The organism is Bradyrhizobium sp. HKCCYLRH2047, from assembly GCF_051168175.1.
Classification (GTDB): domain Bacteria; phylum Pseudomonadota; class Alphaproteobacteria; order Rhizobiales; family Xanthobacteraceae; genus Bradyrhizobium.
In genome coordinates this window covers 384,024-400,491 of record NZ_JBNPUM010000009.1, presented here as the reverse complement: position 1 = coordinate 400,491, position 16,468 = coordinate 384,024, and the positions used below count along the sequence as shown (strand labels likewise).

The window sequence follows — 16,468 nt, the reverse complement described above, 5'->3', positions numbered from 1 at the left end:
GAAAGCGATTCGTCAGTCACTCGACCGAGGAATCATCCATTTCCGGCAGCAAAATGGTAAGTTAGCGCCAATGGGGGCAGCCGCACGAGTGGTGTTCGTTGTTGGACCTGTACCCCCTCACCCCGATTGCATCTGGCGATGCAATCCGACCTCTCCCCGCAAGCGGGGCGAGGTTAAGACCGCCGTGAGCTCATTCAAACGAACCAAGCAACACTCTCTCCGCCCGCGCCGCCACGTCCAGCAGCATCCGATCGCGCCCGCGTGCGGCGATCAGTTGCAGGCCGAAGGGCAGGCCCTGCGAATTGGTCCCGCACGGAATCGAGATCGCCGGCACGCCGGCGTGGTTGGCGTAAGGCGTGAACACCGCGTGCGCCCGCGGCATGGCGGGTTTGCCACCAATCTCCGCTGGGCCGAGCTGCGTGAACGGCCAGGCGACGCAGGGCACGGTCGGCGCGAGCAGCACGTCGACCTCGGTGAAGAACGCCGCAAACGCGCGCGCGATCTGCGTGCTCGCTTCCATCGCGCGCGCCACGTCTGCGCCGCTCAGGCCGAGGCCGCGCTCGATCTGTTTGGCGATGTCCGGGTCGAACTGCGTGGGATCGCTGCGAAAGCCTTCGCCGTAGAGTGCGGCCAGCCCGGCGTGCTGCAGCGGCATCACCGCATCTTCGGCAAGCCCTGCCGGCCAGATCGGATTCTTGTCCTCGATTGTCATGCCACTGGCGCGGAGCCGGGCGACGGCCTGCTGCAAGCCGGCACTCACCTCGTGATCGACGGCGACATCCAAGCCGAGCCGCGGCGAGAATGTCACGCGAAGCGGCTTCTCCTGATCGGCCACGGCCACATCGAACGCATCGGGATCGCGCGGATCGGCACCGGCCATGACCTCGAACGCAAGCCTGGCATCGGCGACATCGGCGGCGATCGGCGCGATCACCGAGATGCGCCAGAACGGCTCGGCAAAGCCAGGCCCATAGGGGATCGCGCCGTAGGACGGCTTGAATCCGACCACGCCGACATGGGCCGGCGGCCGGCGGCTCGAGCCGCCGGCATCGGTGCCGATCGCGAGCGGCACGAGCCCGGCTGCCACCGCCGCAGCCGGCCCGCCGGACGAGCCGCCGGGCGTGAGCTGCTGATCCAGCGGATGGCGGGTCGGCCCGTACAGGAGCGAGGTCGTCACGCCCTTGCAAGCGAATTCGGAGGTCGCGCCGATGCCGACAATGACGGCGCCAGCGCGCCGCACCCGCGCGATGGCGATCGCATCCTCTGGCGCAATGAAATCGGTGAACAGCCGCGAGCCCTGCGTGATGCGCCAACCCTCGACCCAGATGTTGTCCTTGACCACGATCGGCACGCCAGCCAGCGGGAGCTGCTCTCCGACTGCAACACGCGCGTCGACGGCATCGGCCTCAGCGTACGTACGTTCGGGATCGATCGTGACGACGGCGTTGAGGTCGCGCGCCGCGGCAATGCGCGCAAGCGCCTGCTCGGCCGTCTCTCTGGCCGACGCCTGCCGTTCCAGGACAGCGCTTGCGATCTGGGATGCCGTCACGGACATGATGTCTCATTCCATTGCGTGGCTGGCGCGACGACCGATTTCGCGTCTATCATCGCAGCAAAGACAGGATGAGGTGGGTGATGGCCGGCGGGATCTCGGTTCATGCGGTTGACGTGGCGAACGGGCGCCCCGCGCGTGGCCTGCGCGTCGCGATTTGGCGCCTGACGCCGGATCGCACGCTGCTCGCGGAGGGACAGCTCGGCGCCGACGGCACGCTGCAGGCGCCTGTCGTCAAGGGCGAGGGCGTCACGGCTGGCGAGTATGAGGTGCTGTTCCATGTCGGCGAGTTCTTCGGGGCAAACGCTCAAACGAAATTCCTCACCACTGTGCCGTTTCGCTTCGCGATCGACAAGGTCGAGGAGCATTTTCACCTGCCGCTGAAATTCACGCCCTGGGGCTATTCGATCTTTCGTGGGGCCTAGTGCGTCGCGCGCGGCCGTCCTTCGAGACGCCCGCCTGCGGCGGGCTCCTCAGGATGAGGGCTGATTTCGCGGCGAGATATTCACCCTCTCCATGAACACACGGCTCATAGTTCACGTGTAGCTCCAGCTTCGGCGCCGGACTCTCTTCTCGCTTCCCGATCTCTGGTCTTTTGATGCAACCTCCGCAACGCTGCGCGATGCAGTGCCCTCGCCCCTTGTGGGAGAGGGCATCGCCGGCTGATCCTCAGGCTCGGTCGGGTGAGGGGTCCTCTCCGCGAGCGCAACTCGTTGAGACAGACCCCTCACCCGACCGAGATCGTTGCGCTATTGTACATGCCCTCTCCCATAAGGGGCGAGGGCGCAGTCACGGCCGTCCCGCCCGCGGCAAGGTCGATCGGTTTCTCGCTTCTCCATGAGGTTGCTCTCCATGAACACGCTGACAGCATGTTCATGGTCCTCTGTGTAGCGGCCGCTCCGCCGCTTGACCCTCATGGTAAGGAGCGCCGCCTCGCGGCGCGTCTCGATCCATGAGGCCCCCGACCTCGCGCCACTAACCCGTCAGCCGCTTCGACAGTCCCGTCGTCCTCTCCATGATCGCCATCAGCGCGATCGTGGCGATGATCAGCACGCTCGACAGTGCAGCGATGGTGACGTCGAGCTTGCCTTCGAGGTCCTGCCACATCCGGATCGGCAGCATGTCGGTGGCGGCATCGCGCAGGAACAGCGACACCGGCACGTTGTCGAACGACGACATGAAGGCGATGAACGCGCCGGAGATGATGCCGGGGCGGATCAGCGGCAGCACGATGCGGCGGAACGTGTAGAGCCTGCTGGCACCGAGGATCGCCGAGCTTTCCAGCAAGGTCGGCTCGAGCTGGGCCAGGGCGGCGACGGTGTTGCGGACGACGTAGGGCACGCAGACGATGGTGTGGCCGATGACGAGTGTCAGCAGCGACACCGGCAGGCCGACCAGCGAGAAGAACATCAGCGCCGCAAGCCCGAAGGCGAGCGCGGGCAGCACCAGCGGCGACATGAACAAGGAGTCCAGGAGCTTTGCGGTCAGCGTCCTGGAGCGCGAGATCGCCAGCGCCGCGGCGACCCCGAGCACGATCGAGAGCCCCGTCGACCACAGCGCGACGACGACGCTGTTGCGCGCGGCGAATTGCAGTTGCCAGGCGTTCCACAATTCGACGTACCAGCGCGTCGAATAACCGGGCGGCGGGAATTTCAGCGAGAAGCCGGACGTGAAGGAGACGATGACCACGACCAGCGACGGCGAGACGATCAGGATCAGCGCCATGATGGCAATGACCGTCATCACGATCTGGAAGCTCAGCGCTTCCCAGTTTTTTCGCCGCCTGCTCATCGCGCCTCTCCATAGCCGCGGGCACGCCGCCCGAGCATCGAGAACAGCGCGACGATGGCGAGCACCGCGAACAGGAAGATGATCGAGATCGCCGCCGCGAACGGCCAGTTCTGCAGGGTCGAAGCCTGCTGGTACAGATACATCGGCATGAACAGCATCTGGCCGCCGCCAACCAGCGACTGGGTGATGAAGGCGGTGATCGCCGCAGCATAGGTCAATGTGCAGCCGGCGATGATGCCGGGCATCGACAGCGGCAGCATCACCTTGAAGAAGGTGCGCCAGCTGCCGGCGCCGAGCGAGGCCGAGGCGTCGGAGAGGTTGGGATCGATGCGGCCGATCGCCGTGATCAGGGGCAGCACCATCAGCGGCATCTGCACCTGCGCAAGCGCGGCGATGAGCCCGCCTTGCGTGTAGATCATGCGCAGCGGCGTGCCGATCAACCCGAGTGATTGCAGAACGGAGTTGATGATGCCCTGCCGTCCCAGAATGACGATCCAGGCGAAGGTCCTGACCACGACGCTGGTGAGCAGCGGCAGCAGCACGATCATGATGATGAGCGTCTGCACCCGGCTGCCGGAGCGCTGGTACAGCCAGGCGATGGGATAGCCGAGCACGAGGCAGGCGAGCGTCACCTCGGCGCCGAGCAGCAAGGTCGAGCCGAGCACGGCGAGGCTGAAGGGGTCGGTCAGGAACTTGAGATACTGGCCGAGCCCCCACACCGTCGCGGCGGTATCGTTGTGGAGCGAGAGATACAGGAGCTGCGCCAGCGGCAGCACGAAGAAGAGCGCGAACACCAAGCCTAAGGGCAATGCGAGCCCCAGGCTGAAGCTGGTCACGTCTCCAGGCGCTGCCGTCGCGCTCTTCATCGCGTCAGATCTTGATGTCGCGGTTGAACTTCTCGATCCAGGACGCGCGCTGCTCGTTGATCTTCTTCCAGTCCTGGAACACGAACTTCTTCTTCAGCTCCGCGGTGTCCTTGGCCAGCACCTTGGCGATCTCGCCGGTCATCGCGACCTTGGTGTTGGTCGGCACGATCAGATAGGGCGGGTTCATCAGCGCCGTCTGCACCTCCGGCGACAGCGCCGCCTCGATCAGCTTGAAGGCGAGCTCCTTGTTCGGCGAGTTCTTGACGATGTGGATGGTGGTCTTGAAGGCGATGGCGCCTTCCTTCGGCGCCACGAACTCGACCGGCACGCCCCGGGCCTTCAGGATCTGGATGGCGTTGAAATTGCCGGGCGAGATGTCGATCTGGCCCTGCTGGAACAGGGTCGCCAGCGCGCCCGGATTGGCGGCGACGGCGGCGAGGTTCGGCTTCAGCTCCTCCAGCGCCTTGAAGCCCTCATCGACATTGGCCTCCGAGCCGCCGCGCATGCGCGCGATCTCGACCAGCCAGCCGGTGCCGAGCGTGGAGTTCAGATTGGTGATGCCGACCTTGCCCTTGAATTCGGGCTTCCACAGATCGGCCCACGACGTCGGCGGCGTCTTCACCGTCTCGGGATTGTAGGTGAGGCCGACGACCTGGAAGAACGGCGCCGGGCCCATGGCGTCCTGCGCTTCGGGAATCAGGTCCTTGAAATAGGCGCTCTTGTCGGCCGGGTAGGGCTCGACGAGATCCTGTCCGATCGCGACCAGCGCCGGACCGGGATCGTGCAGCATGACGTCGATCGGCGGATTGGCCTTGGCGGCGTTGACCTTGGCGATCTGGTCGACCGACAGCATCGGATCGAGCACGATCGCGGCATCAGCGTTGGCCTTGCGGAAGGCAGGGACGAGCACGGCTTTATGTGCTTCTTCCCAGCTTCCGGTGAAGGTCGCGAACACCAGCGGTCGCGCCTGCGCGAGGCTGAGACCGGGGAAGGCGTGCATGGCTCCCAGCGTCAACGCGCTGGTCAGGAGCCGGCGGCGGTCAAGCATCATGTTTCACTCCGATGTGTCGGTTGGTTCATTGGGGGAAGACGGTGGCGAGGCCCGGCGCGAGCGGCGCGACGCGCACCGGCGTGCCGGCCTCGCGCAAAGGCGTGCCGCCGGTGCGGGCCTGCGAAATCTTGATGCTCGATCCGTCGCGCGCCTTGATCTCATGGACCACCGTGGCGCCGAGCGGCAGCGCCATGCCGATCTCGCCGGCAAAGCCGGAGTCATCGCCGACGAAGGTGAGATGCTCGGGACGCAGGCAGACGGTGACCTTGTCGGAGGCACGGACCGGCTGCGGCGCGCGGGCGATGATCTCGCCGCCGGCCTCCAGCGCGACCTTGACGCCGTTAGCATCGGCCGTCACGACCACGCCCTTCATCTTGTTCGCGGTGCCGACGAAGCTGTTCACGAACAGCGTCTGCGGCTGGTCGTAGATCTCGGACGGTGTGCCGAACTGTTCGAGATGGCCATGGCTGAGCACCGCGACGCGATCGGCCATCGACAGCGCCTCCTCCTGGTCGTGGGTCACGATCAGCGTGGTCGTGCCGGCCATGCGCTGCAGCCGCTTGACCTCGATCTGCATGTCCAGCCGCAGATTCTTGTCGAGCGCGGCGAACGGCTCATCGAGCAGCAGGATCGACGGCTTGATCGCGAGCGCGCGCGCCAGCGCCACGCGCTGCTGCTGGCCGCCGGACAATTGTCGCGGCAGCCGCTCGCCGAACGGGCCGAGCTGCACCATGTCGAGCAGCCGCTGCGCCTCCTTGTTGCGCGTCGCCTTGTCGACGCCGCGCGCGGCGAGGCCGTAGCCGACATTCTCGGTGATCGAGAGATGCGGAAACAGCGCGTAGTTCTGGAACACGATGCCGACCGCGCGGCGATTGGGCGGCAGCGCGTCGACGACGTCGTTGCCAATGATGACACGTCCCTCGCTCTGGCCGATGAAGCCGGCGATGATGCGCAAAAGCGTGGTCTTGCCACAGCCCGAGGGCCCGAGCAGGGCAATGATCTCGCCGCCTTTCACGTCGAGATTGATGTCGGAGACGGCGATCGTTCCGCTGGCGAAGCGGTGCGTGATCCGATCCAGAACGAGCGACTTGGCGTCCGATACGCTGGCCATGGGCTTCCTGCTCAACTCGTTTGAAAAAGCAAGAAGCGTGCCGCCTTTTCAGGCAGCGAAGGCGGTTTGTGTACAGAAGTGGAAGTGGGGTACGGGAGTAGGACGAGTTTCGCCCCGAGCGCCAGCTAACAAGATTGGCTCGGCCCAACTATCCGTCGCGATGCTCCAGTCGCGCGGCCAAGGCCTCCGGCAGCCCCGTCGTCGGCTTCGCGGCCGGGCGGCGGAAGGTGCCGGCGGTGGCCTTGCGCATCCTCAGCGCCAGCAGTGCCTCGGCCTGCTTCACCGCCGCGATCACCTGGTCGACCACGGGCACGGGAATGCGGTGCGCGACGCGCGCGGCAAGGCCCGACAGCGGCGCGCCGGCAAAGATCAGCACGTCGGCGTCGTTCTCCTCGACCGCGCGCAGCGCCAACTCGACCAGCAGCTCTTCCTTCTCGTGCTGCACGTCGGAGATCTGCTTGAAGCTGCCGTCGAGCATGCGGATGCCGGCGCAGCGCTCCATCAGCCCGTGCATGCGCACGCACTCCTCGTACCAGGGGCCGAGCGCCTGCGCGAAGGTGACGATCGCGAAGCGCCGGCCGGCCATGCAGGCCGTCAGCATCGCGGCCTCCGCCAGCCCGATCACGGGTACGTCGAACAGCTCGCGCGCCGCGAACAGGCCGGGATCGCCGAACGCGGCGACGATCGCGGCGTCGAACGTGCCGTTGCGCTCCGCCAGCATCTCCAGTGCGACGGCGCCGCCGATCTGCGCCTCGGCGCGGGTGGCGATATAGGGCACGCCGCGCGGCGCGGTGCAGGGGATCAGCGTCGTGCCCGGCGCGGCGGCGTCGCGGCCGACCTGCAGCATCAGCTCGGTGATGTCGGTGCGGATGTTGGGATTGAGCAGCAGGATGTTCATGGCGCCTCGCGAGTGGATATGCGAGCTTGCCCGAGGGATTGCTGCGTTGTCCAGAACGGTGGCCGTCAGGGCGCGCCTTCGACCACGATGCCTATCAGCGTGGCAAGCAGAGAGAGGATCGCACCGATGCTGAGCAGGCGCCGCAGCTTCAGGAACCAGGCGCGCGGGTGGTCGCCGCCGAAGCTGTACTCATCGGAGACCTGCGCCGTCAGCAGCGCGACTGCGAGCAGCACCAAAGCGGGCAGCGGCGGCAGCAGCAGCGCGACCCAGCCGAGTAAAGAGGGCGTCACCCCCCAGCTCATGCGCGGCCAGCCTGCCAGGACCGGCGTCTGCACGGCGATGCCCCAATGGATCGCGCCGAGAAAGCTCACGATGACCGCGCCATAGCCGATCTGCGCGCGCAGCGCGGCCTGCCGGATCGGATCGTCACCTGCGATCGCCAACACCGCGAGGCCCGCGAACGGAATCAGCCCGGCGAGGCCGAGAATGCGTATCGGAGCGGGGACGCCGGACATCATGATGCTAGCCTTCTCGGCACTTGGCGACCGCAGTGGAGGTCCGGCCGCGGTCGGATCGGCAGCGGTCCGAACAGTATTTCACCTCGTCCCAGTCGCGTGCCCATTTGCGCCGCCACGCGAACGGGCGGCCGCACGCAGCGCATATCGTGGTGGGCAAGTCGGCCTTGCGCCGCATCTTCGGCATGGCGTCACCACGGGACCGGCGTGCCGCGCCGGGGCAGGGCCGCATCCGCTGCTGCCTTGCCGGAGCGCGTCGCGATCCGTTCGCCCATCATGTTCGTCCTCGCCGACCAGTGCGCGGCGCCGGCTCCGGCCGGCACCATCCACGCTGGGCAACGATCGACGGGCAACGACGGATCAGTGGCCCGTGGTCGCGGCTCAGGCTTTGGTCACATGCACGGCGGGTGTCGCACCGCCGTTCCACTTGCCGTCGATCGCGCGCTCGATCTGGGCCGCGAGCTGCAGCAGCAGGCCGTCGTCGGCCTGCTTGCCGATCGCCTGGATGCCGAGCGGCAGGCCGTGCTCGTTGGTCGCGAGCGGCAGCGAGATCGCGGGGATGCCGCAGAGATTGGCGAGCGGCGTGAACGCGAAGTTGCGCCACAGGTTCTCGAACCAGTCGAGCACGGACGGATTGTCGCTGATGGTCAGATATTCGGTGGTGCCGATCTTCGGCGTCGGCAGCGCGGTGATCGGGGTCAGGATGATGTCCCAGTCCTCGAAGAAGGCACCGAAGGCGCGCGACGTCGTGTTGAACACCGCCTGCATCGCCGCGCGCTCGGCGAAGCTCGTATCGCGACCCGCTTCCCAGATGCGGATGTTGATCGGCTCGATCAGCTCGGCCGGCGGCCGCTCGAGCTTGCGCTGCGCCAGCAGGTTGTTGATGACGATCGCGAAGTTGGAGATGTAGCAGGTCGTCTGCGCGGCGAACGCGGCGCGATAATCGACGTCCGGCAGCGCGTAGCCGACGTGATGGCCGAGGCCTTCCAGGAACTTGCCGACGCGCGCCAGCTCGGCCGCGATGTGCGGCGTGGCGCGGTAGTCGCCCCATTGATGCGACAGCGCGATTTTCAGCTTGCCGGGATCGCGCTTGATCAGCTCGACATACGGCTCCGGCGTGGTCCAGTACGGCATGAACTCGCCCGGCGCGCCGCCGCGGCAATGGTCGACGAACGCCGCGGTGTCGCGCACGCTGCGCGACTGGCAGCCCTGGATCGAGACAAGCCCGGAGAGATCCGACAGATGCGGCGCGATCGAGAACACGCCGCGCGAGACCTTCAGGCCGATATTGCCGTTGACGCCGGCGGGAATCCGGATCGAGCCGCCGCCATCGGTCGCATGCGCGATCGGCACGACGCCGGCGGCGACCATCGCCGCGCTGCCGGCCGAGGAGCCGCAGGTCGTGTAGTCCGTGTTCCAGGGATTGCGCGTGACATAGACGGCCGGGTTCTCCGCCGAGCTGCAGACGCCGAACTCCGGCGTCGTGGTGCGCCCCATCAGGTTGAGGCCGGCCTTGCGCATCTTCCCCGTGAGATGCGTATCGGCGGCGGGGCGGTTGCCGCGCATGTAGAGCGAGCCCTGCTCCTGCAGCCGCCCGGCCATGGTCGGTCCGAGATCCTTCATCAGGAACGGCAGGCCGGCGAAGGCGCCGTCGGCATTGGCGCCCGCCTTGATGGGATCTTCGACGGCGTCGGCAAAGACCTCGACCACGCCCGACAGCGCGGGATCGACCTTGGCAATGCCTTCAGCGGCCTGCCGCGCCAGCTCCGCCGCCGTCAGTTCGCCATTGCGAACGCGCGCCGCCAGCGCCATGCCATCATGCCGGGCCCACTCGTCCCAGCTCATCGCCAACGTCATCTGTCTTCCGATCTTTCGCGCGGCGCATCGCGTGTTCGATGAGTTCGCGCCTTGCATGTTCCGCGACGCGAACCTTAGTTTGCGAAGGCGGCGAGTCAATCAAGCACGCTGCATGCCGCCAATACGGCGCGCTCATGCGCCACGGCTTACCGGTGATCGCGTGGAGCCAAGCCCGTTCCGGAAATCGACACTCGGGCGCTGCTTCGGCCGCTCACAGCGCCATGCGCGCTGTGAGCGGTTCCGGTTGTTACATTGTTGCTGATCGACAACCGCGCCGGCCGCGTGCTATCCGCTGGCCGAACAGGGGGCGCGGTGCGCAGCATTGGCAAACGAGACATCACGAGCCGTCCGCGCATGCTGCGCCGGATCGTGGCTGCCTGCCTGATGCTCGCCTATGTTCTCGCCGGCGCGCTGCACGGCGCCTGTGACATCGACGTCGCCCATCCCTTCGCCGGCAAGCCGGAGATCGCGTCGCTGCTCGACCGGGCGGGCCACACCGATCAGCGCGGCGTCGCCGACCATCATTGCCATGGCTGCTTCTCGGTGGCCGTGCCGCAGCCGCAGTTTGCCGCCGTCCCGGCCGAGGTCGTGGCCGCGACCGGCTGGGCCGTTCCCCTGCTCAGTGCAGGCATCCTTCCCGAGTCCGAGTCTCCGCCGCCAAGACACCTGAGCTGACGCAACGTGCCGGACGGCCGACGCCGTCCATCCTTGCCCGTCCAGACAGGTTGATCTCATGCCATTCCCCGGGATGGCTGCGCGCGCCATCGGCGCCGCAGTCCTGCTCGCTCTGTCCGTGCACGCGTCAGCGGCGCAGACGCTGACCCTCCGCGCGGCGCTGTCGCGCGCGCTCGCCGCCAATCCACGGCTGTCCGCCGCCGACCGCGACATCGGCATCGCCTCCGGCCAGCGGCTGCAGGCGGGCGCGCTGCTCAATCCCGAGCTGTCCTACGAGCAGGACAATTCATTCGGCTCGGGTCAATATCGCGGCACGCGGTCGGCCGAGACCACCTTGCAGATCAGCCAGGCGTTCGAATGGTTCGGCAAGCGCGACGCGCGCATCGCCGCCGGCCAGGCCGGCGTACGGGTCGCCGAGATCCAGCGCCAGGCGGTGCGGCTGGAAGTGCTGTCGGAGACGGCGATCGCCTTCGTGACGGTGCTCGCCACGCAGCGGCGCATCCAGATCCTCGACGATCAGGTCGCAGCGCTCGATCGCCTGACGCCGCTGCTGCGCCGTCGCGTCGAGGCCGGCGCGTCGTCGCCGGCGGAGACCGGCCGCGCCGAGGTCGCCTCGGCGCTGGTGCGGGCCGATCGCGAGCGCGTCAAGGCGACGCTGGCGAGCGCGCGCCGCGAGCTCGCCGTGCTGATCGGCGACAGCTCGGCGAAGCTCCCGGCCGTCACCGGCCGGTTCGATGCGACCGGCCAGCCGCCGGCGTTCCAGACCGTGATCTCCGCCATCGATGCCAATCCGCAGCTCGTCCGCTGGACCGCGGTCTACGCCCAGCGCAATGCCGAGCTGCTGCTGGCCCGGCTCAAGCCCTATCCCGACGTCCGCATCGGCGCCGGGTGGCGGCACTTCAACGACACCCAGGATGATGCCGTCAGGCTCAGCATCTCCGTGCCGATCCCGGTGTTCGACCAGAACCAGGGCAACATCCTCTCGGCGCAGGAAAGCCTCGCCAAGACCGAAGCCGAGCGCAAGGCCAACCGCAACGCGCTGCTGGTGATCGCCGGCCGCGCCTACGACTCGCTGCAAGGCTCGCTGCGGGAATTGTCGGTGTTGCGCGAGATCGCGATCCCGAAGGCGCAGGAGGCCGCCGACGAGATCGCGCAGGGCTACAGCGCCGGCCGCTTCTCTTTGCTCGAAGTGCTGGACGCGCAGGCGAGCGTGGCGCAGGCGCGGCTGCGCGAGCAGGAGGCGCTGCAGAACATCCATGTCGCCGTGGCGACGATCGAAGGCCTGGTCGGCCGTCCCTTCACCCTGGCACGGGAGACCGCGCGATGAGACCATTCACCGTCATCCTGATTGCCGTCCTCGCCGCCGCGGCCGGCGCCGGCGCATCGCGCCTGCTGGGCGAGGCGGAGCCGCATGCCGACGCAACGGTCGGCCATGCCGATCATGCCGAGAAGGCGGCACCGAAGGATCATGTCGAGCAGGACGAACATGGCGCCGACCGCATCCGCATCAGCGACGTGAAGCTCGCCGCGGCCGGCGTCGCGCTCGCCGAAGCCGGACCCGCGACCTTGTCGGATACGCTATCGTTCAACGGCGTGCTGCGCGCCAACCAGGAAGCATTGGTGCAGGTGACGCCGCGCTTTCCCGGCATCGTCCGTGCCATCAGGAAGCGCATCGGCGACACCGTCGCCAAGGACGAGCTGCTCGCCGCGATCGAGAGCAATCAGAGCCTGACGGCGTATGATCTCAAGGCGCCGATCGGCGGCACCATCATCGACCGCCAGATCTCGCTCGGCGAATACGCCTCCGAGCAGAAGCCGGCCTTCGTGGTCGCCGATCTCTCCACGATCTGGGTCGACCTGTCGATCTACCGCCAGGATCTCCGGCGCGTCCGGCTCGACGACGAGGTGCTGATCGACCCCGATGACGGCCGCGGCGCGATCCGCGGCCACGTCTCCTACATCGCGCCGGTCGGCGCCAGCGAAACGCAGACCGCGCTCGCCCGCGTCGTGCTGGCCAATCCCGACGGCCGGCTGCGTCCGGGCCTGTTCGTCACCGCGCAGCTGGTTCTCGCCAAGCGCAGCGTCGCCGTGGCGGTCCGCGCCAGCGCGATCCAGACCTTGGAGAACAAGACCGTCGTGTTCGTGCGCGAGGAGGGCGACAAGATCGAGGCGCGCCCGGTGGTCACCGGCGAATCCGACCCGACCCATGTCGAGATCCGCGACGGCCTCGCCGCCGGTGAACACTACGTCGCCGAGAACAGTTTTGTGGTGAAAGCGGAGATGGGCAAGGGGGAGGCCGAGCATGATTGACGCGCTCCTCGCCTTCGCCGTGCGCCAGCGCTGGCTGGTGCTGCTCGTCGCGCTCGCGGCGGCCGGCTTCGGCGCCTGGAATTTCACCCGGCTGCCGATCGACGCCGTGCCAGATATCACCAACGTGCAGGTGCAGATCAACACCAAGGCGCCCGGCTACTCGCCGCTCGAGACCGAGCAGCGCATCACCTTCCCGGTCGAGACCGCGATGGGCGGCCTGCCGAAGCTGGACTACACCCGCTCGCTGTCGCGCTATGGGCTGAGCCAGGTCACCGTCGTGTTCCAGGACGGCACCGACATCTATTTCGCCCGCCAACTCGTCAACGAGCGCATCCAGCAGATCAAGGACCAGCTGCCGCCGGGCGTCGAGGTGGCGATGGGACCGCTCTCGACCGGGCTCGGCGAGATCTTCATGTATGCGGTCGAAGCCAGGCCCGGCGCCAAGACGCCCGACGGCGCGGACTACTCGCCGACCGATCTGCGCACCATTCAGGACTGGATCATCCGGCCACAGCTGCGCGGCGTGCCGGGCGTGATCGAGGTCAACACCATCGGCGGCTTCGAGCGCCAGTTCCACGTGCTGCCCGATCCCGGCCGCCTGATGGCCTACAAGATCAGCTTCCGCGACGTCATCGCCGCGCTGGCGTCCAACAACGCCAATGTCGGCGCCGGCTATATCGAGCGCAATGGCGAGCAATATCTGGTGCGTGCGCCGGGCCAGGTCGGCAGCGCCGCCGAGCTCAAGGACATCGTGATCGGCGCCCGCGGCGGCACGCCGGTGCGCATCGGCGACGTCGCCGAGGTCAGCGAAGGGCGCGACCTGCGCACGGGCGCCGCGACGCTCAACGGCGAGGAGACGATCCTGGGTACGGCGATGCTCCTGATCGGCGAGAACAGCCGCGCCGTGGCGCGTCGCGTCGCGGCCCGGCTTGACGACATCGCCAAATCGCTGCCCGAGGGCGTGGTCACGCGCACGCTCTACGACCGCACCCATCTGGTCGAAGCGACGATCCGCACCGTGGAGAAGAACCTGCTCGAAGGCGCCGCGCTGGTCGTCGTGGTGCTGTTCCTGCTGCTCGGCAACATCCGGGCCGCGCTGGTCACCGCCTGCATCATCCCGCTGTCGATGGCGATGACCATCACCGGCATGGTCGAGAGCAAGGTCAGCGCCAACCTGATGAGTCTTGGCGCGATCGATTTCGGCATCATCGTCGATGGCGCCGTCATCATCGTCGAGAACTGCCTGCGGCTGCTGGCCCAGGCGCAGCATCGCAAGGGCGGACTGCTCACGACCGCCGAGCGGTTGCAGACCATCGTCAGCGGCGCGCGCGAGGTGATCGGCCCGAGCCTGTTCGGCACCGGCATCATCGCCGTGGTCTATCTGCCAGTGCTGACCCTGACCGGCGTCGAGGGCAAGATGTTCACGCCGATGGCGCTGACGGTGCTGATGGCGCTCGCCGCCGCCGTGCTGTTTTCCATCACCTTCGTGCCGGCTGCGATCGCGATCTTCGTCACCGGCAAAGTCTCCGAACAGGAGAATCTCGTCATGCGCGGCGCGCGGCGGATCTACGCGCCGCTGCTGCGCGGCGTGATCGCGCACCGCCTGATGGTCGCGGCCATAGCCGTGGTGATCGTCGCGGCGAGCGGCTTTGCCGCGACGCGCATGGGCGGCGAGTTCATCCCGAGCCTCGACGAGGGCGATGTCGCGCTCGCGGCGTTGCGCATCCCGGGAACGAGCCTGACCCTCTCGGTCGACCTGCAGAAGGCGCTGGAGGCGCGGCTGCGGCTGATACCCGAAGTGAAGGACGTCTTCACCCGCATCGGCACGGCGGAGGTAGCGACCGATCCGATGGCGCCGTCGCAGGGCGACGGCTACATCATGCTGAAGCCGCGCCCGGAGTGGCCCGACCCGGCGAAGCCGAAGGCGCAGCTCGTCGCCGAGATCGAGGCGGCGGCCGACGAGATCCCCGGCAGCAACTACGAGATTTCGCAGCCGATCCAGTTGCGCTTCAACGAGCTGATCTCCGGCGTGCGCAGCGACGTCGGAATCAAGATCTTCGGCGACGACCTCGACATCCTGCAGGGTGCCGCGCGCCAGGTCGAAGCCGCGATCCGCGGCGTCAATGGCGCCACCGACGTCAAGACCGAGCAGGTCGCGGGACTGCCGATCCTGACGGTCAGGATCGATCGCCAGGCGTTGTCGCGCTACGGCCTCAGCGTTGCCGAGGTGCAGAGCGTGGTGGAGATCGCGATCGGCGGCAAGGCGGCCGGGAAGCTGTTCGACGGCGACCGTCGCTTCGACATCGTCGTCCGGCTGCCCGAGCGTCTGCGCGGCAATCTCGATGCGATCCGCGCGATCCCGATTCCGCTGCCGGCGGGTGAGGAGGCGAATGCCGCGCCGCTGCGCACCGCCTTCTCCACGGCCGCACAGCCGCGCTACGTGCCGCTATCGTCGGTGGCCGCGGTGGCCTCGGCGCCGGGACCGAACCAGGTCAGCCGCGAGAACGGCAAGCGGCGCATCGTCGTGTCAGCCAATGTTCGCGCCCGCGACCTCGGCTCGTTCGTGACCGAGGCGCAGGCCGCCGTCGTGGAGAAGGTCAAGCTGCCGCCGGGCTATTGGATCGGCTGGGGCGGCCAGTTCGAGCAGCTGGTGTCGGCGACCAAGCGTCTCACGATCGTGGTGCCGATCGCGCTGGCGCTGGTGTTCCTGCTGCTGTTCATGAGCATGGGCTCGCTCGCCGACGCCGCGCTGGTGTTCTCCGGCGTTCCGTTGGCGCTGACCGGCGGCATCGCCGCGCTGCTGCTGCGCGGCCTGCCGCTGTCGATCCCGGCCGGCGTCGGCTTCATCGCGCTGTCAGGCGTCGCCGTGCTCAACGGCCTCGTCATCATCGCCTTCATCGAACGGCTGCGCCAGGAGGGACGCTCGGTGCGGGCTGCGGTGGAGGAGGGCGCGCTGGCGCGATTGCGGCCGGTGCTGATGACGGCGCTGGTCGCCTCGCTCGGCTTCGTACCGATGGCGATCGCGACCGGGGCCGGCGCCGAGGTCCAGCGCCCGCTCGCCACCGTCGTGATCGGCGGCATCATCTCGTCGACGGTGCTGACCCTGCTGGTGCTGCCGGCGCTCTACGTGCTGTTCAGGCGGGAGACGCGGAGCGTGTAGGCGGAAGCGGCATGCAGCTCGCGACTTGATAGCTGCATGCCGCGCGCGACGGCGTCGGGACCTAATTGAAGGCCATCGGCGCCGCGCTGGCCATCCAGCCGTCGGACCGCGCATTGCGGGCGAGCCGCTGATAGCGCGGCGCACGGGCTTCCGGCGTGACCCGCGCCGCCGCGCCGTACACCGCCGAACCGCCGTTCGGATTCACGATCGTGTAGCCGGCGATCGAGCGCGGATGCTCGCGGGTGACGTGACCGCCGGAGTTGCCGTCGTGAACGTACCAGACGTTGCCGGCGACCTGCTGCTGCAGGATCATGACATGGCCTGAACGGACCGCAGCCATTCCCGGTGCGGGCATGGCGCGCGGGAAGCGGCGCCAATTGGATGCGAGATTCAGTTCGGGAATGACCCGGCCGAACGTGTAGAGCGACGCCTCGCAGCCGCAGAAGGCATGCGGGCATCCCGACGGCCGGCCACCGACAACGCGGCCCTCGCCGGGGATCGAGGCCATGGCGTTCATGACGGAGTGATGATGATGGTACGAGTAGTGATGATGATGGTGACGAGGACGCGCCTCGGCTTGAACGGAGAGAGCCAGCAATGCGGCGACGACAATAATAACGCGGTACATTTGGAGGACTCCTGTACACTGTGAAATCCCCCTGCCGCGCGCCAATCAACCTCT

Annotated in this window: 15 protein-coding genes; 5 read left to right on the top strand and 10 right to left on the bottom strand. The window is 67.7% G+C overall.

Features of this window, described 5'->3' with window-relative positions; genetic code table 11:
- Positions 1-190: 190 nt before the first annotated feature.
- Complete coding sequence (locus tag ACQR1D_RS23175; protein WP_434894058.1) at positions 191-1,555, bottom strand: amidase; 1,365 nt, start codon at positions 1,553-1,555, stop codon at positions 191-193.
- 80 nt (positions 1,556-1,635) lie between these two features.
- Between ACQR1D_RS23175 and uraH the strand changes: the two genes are divergently transcribed.
- A complete protein-coding gene (gene uraH, locus ACQR1D_RS23170) occupies positions 1,636-1,977 on the top strand; it encodes a hydroxyisourate hydrolase (protein ID WP_315805248.1) in 342 nt (113 codons plus the stop codon).
- Positions 1,978-2,527: 550 nt separating this feature from the next.
- On the opposite strand, the gene ACQR1D_RS23165 is transcribed toward uraH, so the two are convergent.
- The 8 genes from ACQR1D_RS23165 to ACQR1D_RS23130 form a co-directional block, all read right to left on the bottom strand.
- Positions 2,528-3,343 (bottom strand): ABC transporter permease, encoded by an 816-nt coding sequence (locus tag ACQR1D_RS23165; protein ID WP_434838517.1) that lies wholly within the window; start codon positions 3,341-3,343, stop codon positions 2,528-2,530.
- Positions 3,340-4,209: an ABC transporter permease gene (locus ACQR1D_RS23160; protein ID WP_434838518.1), complete on the bottom strand. Its 870-nt coding sequence runs from the start codon at positions 4,207-4,209 to the stop codon at positions 3,340-3,342. Before ACQR1D_RS23160 ends, ACQR1D_RS23165 begins: the two co-directional genes overlap by 4 nt.
- A gap of 4 nt (positions 4,210-4,213) precedes the next feature.
- Positions 4,214-5,260, bottom strand: a complete 1,047-nt coding sequence (locus ACQR1D_RS23155; RefSeq protein WP_434894059.1) for an ABC transporter substrate-binding protein — start codon at positions 5,258-5,260, stop codon at positions 4,214-4,216.
- 25 nt (positions 5,261-5,285) lie between these two features.
- Entirely contained in the window at positions 5,286-6,371 is a 1,086-nt protein-coding gene (locus ACQR1D_RS23150; protein ID WP_316216696.1) for an ABC transporter ATP-binding protein, read from the bottom strand.
- Positions 6,372-6,519: 148 nt separating this feature from the next.
- Positions 6,520-7,269 carry an aspartate/glutamate racemase family protein gene (locus ACQR1D_RS23145; RefSeq protein ID WP_434847838.1) on the bottom strand — a complete coding sequence of 250 codons (750 nt, stop codon included), beginning with the start codon at positions 7,267-7,269 and terminating at the stop codon, positions 6,520-6,522.
- Between the two features lie 65 nt (positions 7,270-7,334).
- Positions 7,335-7,787 (bottom strand): DUF3429 domain-containing protein, encoded by a 453-nt coding sequence (locus tag ACQR1D_RS23140; RefSeq protein ID WP_434894060.1) that lies wholly within the window; start codon positions 7,785-7,787, stop codon positions 7,335-7,337.
- Between the two features lie 4 nt (positions 7,788-7,791).
- A complete protein-coding gene (locus tag ACQR1D_RS23135; protein ID WP_434894061.1) occupies positions 7,792-7,971 on the bottom strand; it encodes a DUF2256 domain-containing protein in 180 nt (59 codons plus the stop codon).
- Positions 7,972-8,165: 194 nt separating this feature from the next.
- Positions 8,166-9,641, bottom strand: coding sequence for an amidase (locus ACQR1D_RS23130; RefSeq protein WP_316239432.1), 1,476 nt, complete (start codon positions 9,639-9,641; stop codon positions 8,166-8,168).
- 252 nt (positions 9,642-9,893) lie between these two features.
- On the opposite strand from ACQR1D_RS23130, the gene ACQR1D_RS23125 reads away from it, so the two are divergent.
- The 4 genes from ACQR1D_RS23125 to ACQR1D_RS23110 are packed head-to-tail and all read left to right on the top strand — an operon-like array spanning position 9,894 to position 15,786.
- Positions 9,894-10,316, top strand: a complete 423-nt coding sequence (locus tag ACQR1D_RS23125; RefSeq protein WP_434892730.1) for a hypothetical protein — start codon at positions 9,894-9,896, stop codon at positions 10,314-10,316.
- A gap of 58 nt (positions 10,317-10,374) precedes the next feature.
- Positions 10,375-11,643, top strand: coding sequence for a divalent metal ion exporter subunit IhpA (gene ihpA, locus ACQR1D_RS23120; protein ID WP_434894062.1), 1,269 nt, complete (start codon positions 10,375-10,377; stop codon positions 11,641-11,643).
- A complete protein-coding gene (gene ihpB, locus ACQR1D_RS23115) occupies positions 11,640-12,626 on the top strand; it encodes a divalent metal ion exporter adaptor subunit IhpB (protein ID WP_316216688.1) in 987 nt (328 codons plus the stop codon). Before ihpA ends, ihpB begins: the two co-directional genes overlap by 4 nt.
- The gene (locus ACQR1D_RS23110) at positions 12,619-15,786 is read left to right on the top strand and encodes an efflux RND transporter permease subunit (RefSeq protein ID WP_434894063.1); all 3,168 of its coding nucleotides are present in this window, start codon (positions 12,619-12,621) and stop codon (positions 15,784-15,786) included. Before ihpB ends, ACQR1D_RS23110 begins: the two co-directional genes overlap by 8 nt.
- Positions 15,787-15,847: 61 nt before the next feature.
- Here ACQR1D_RS23110 and ACQR1D_RS23105 read toward each other — a convergent pair whose 3' ends face one another.
- Positions 15,848-16,414, bottom strand: a complete 567-nt coding sequence (locus ACQR1D_RS23105; protein WP_434838528.1) for a hypothetical protein — start codon at positions 16,412-16,414, stop codon at positions 15,848-15,850.
- Positions 16,415-16,468 lie beyond the last annotated feature (54 nt).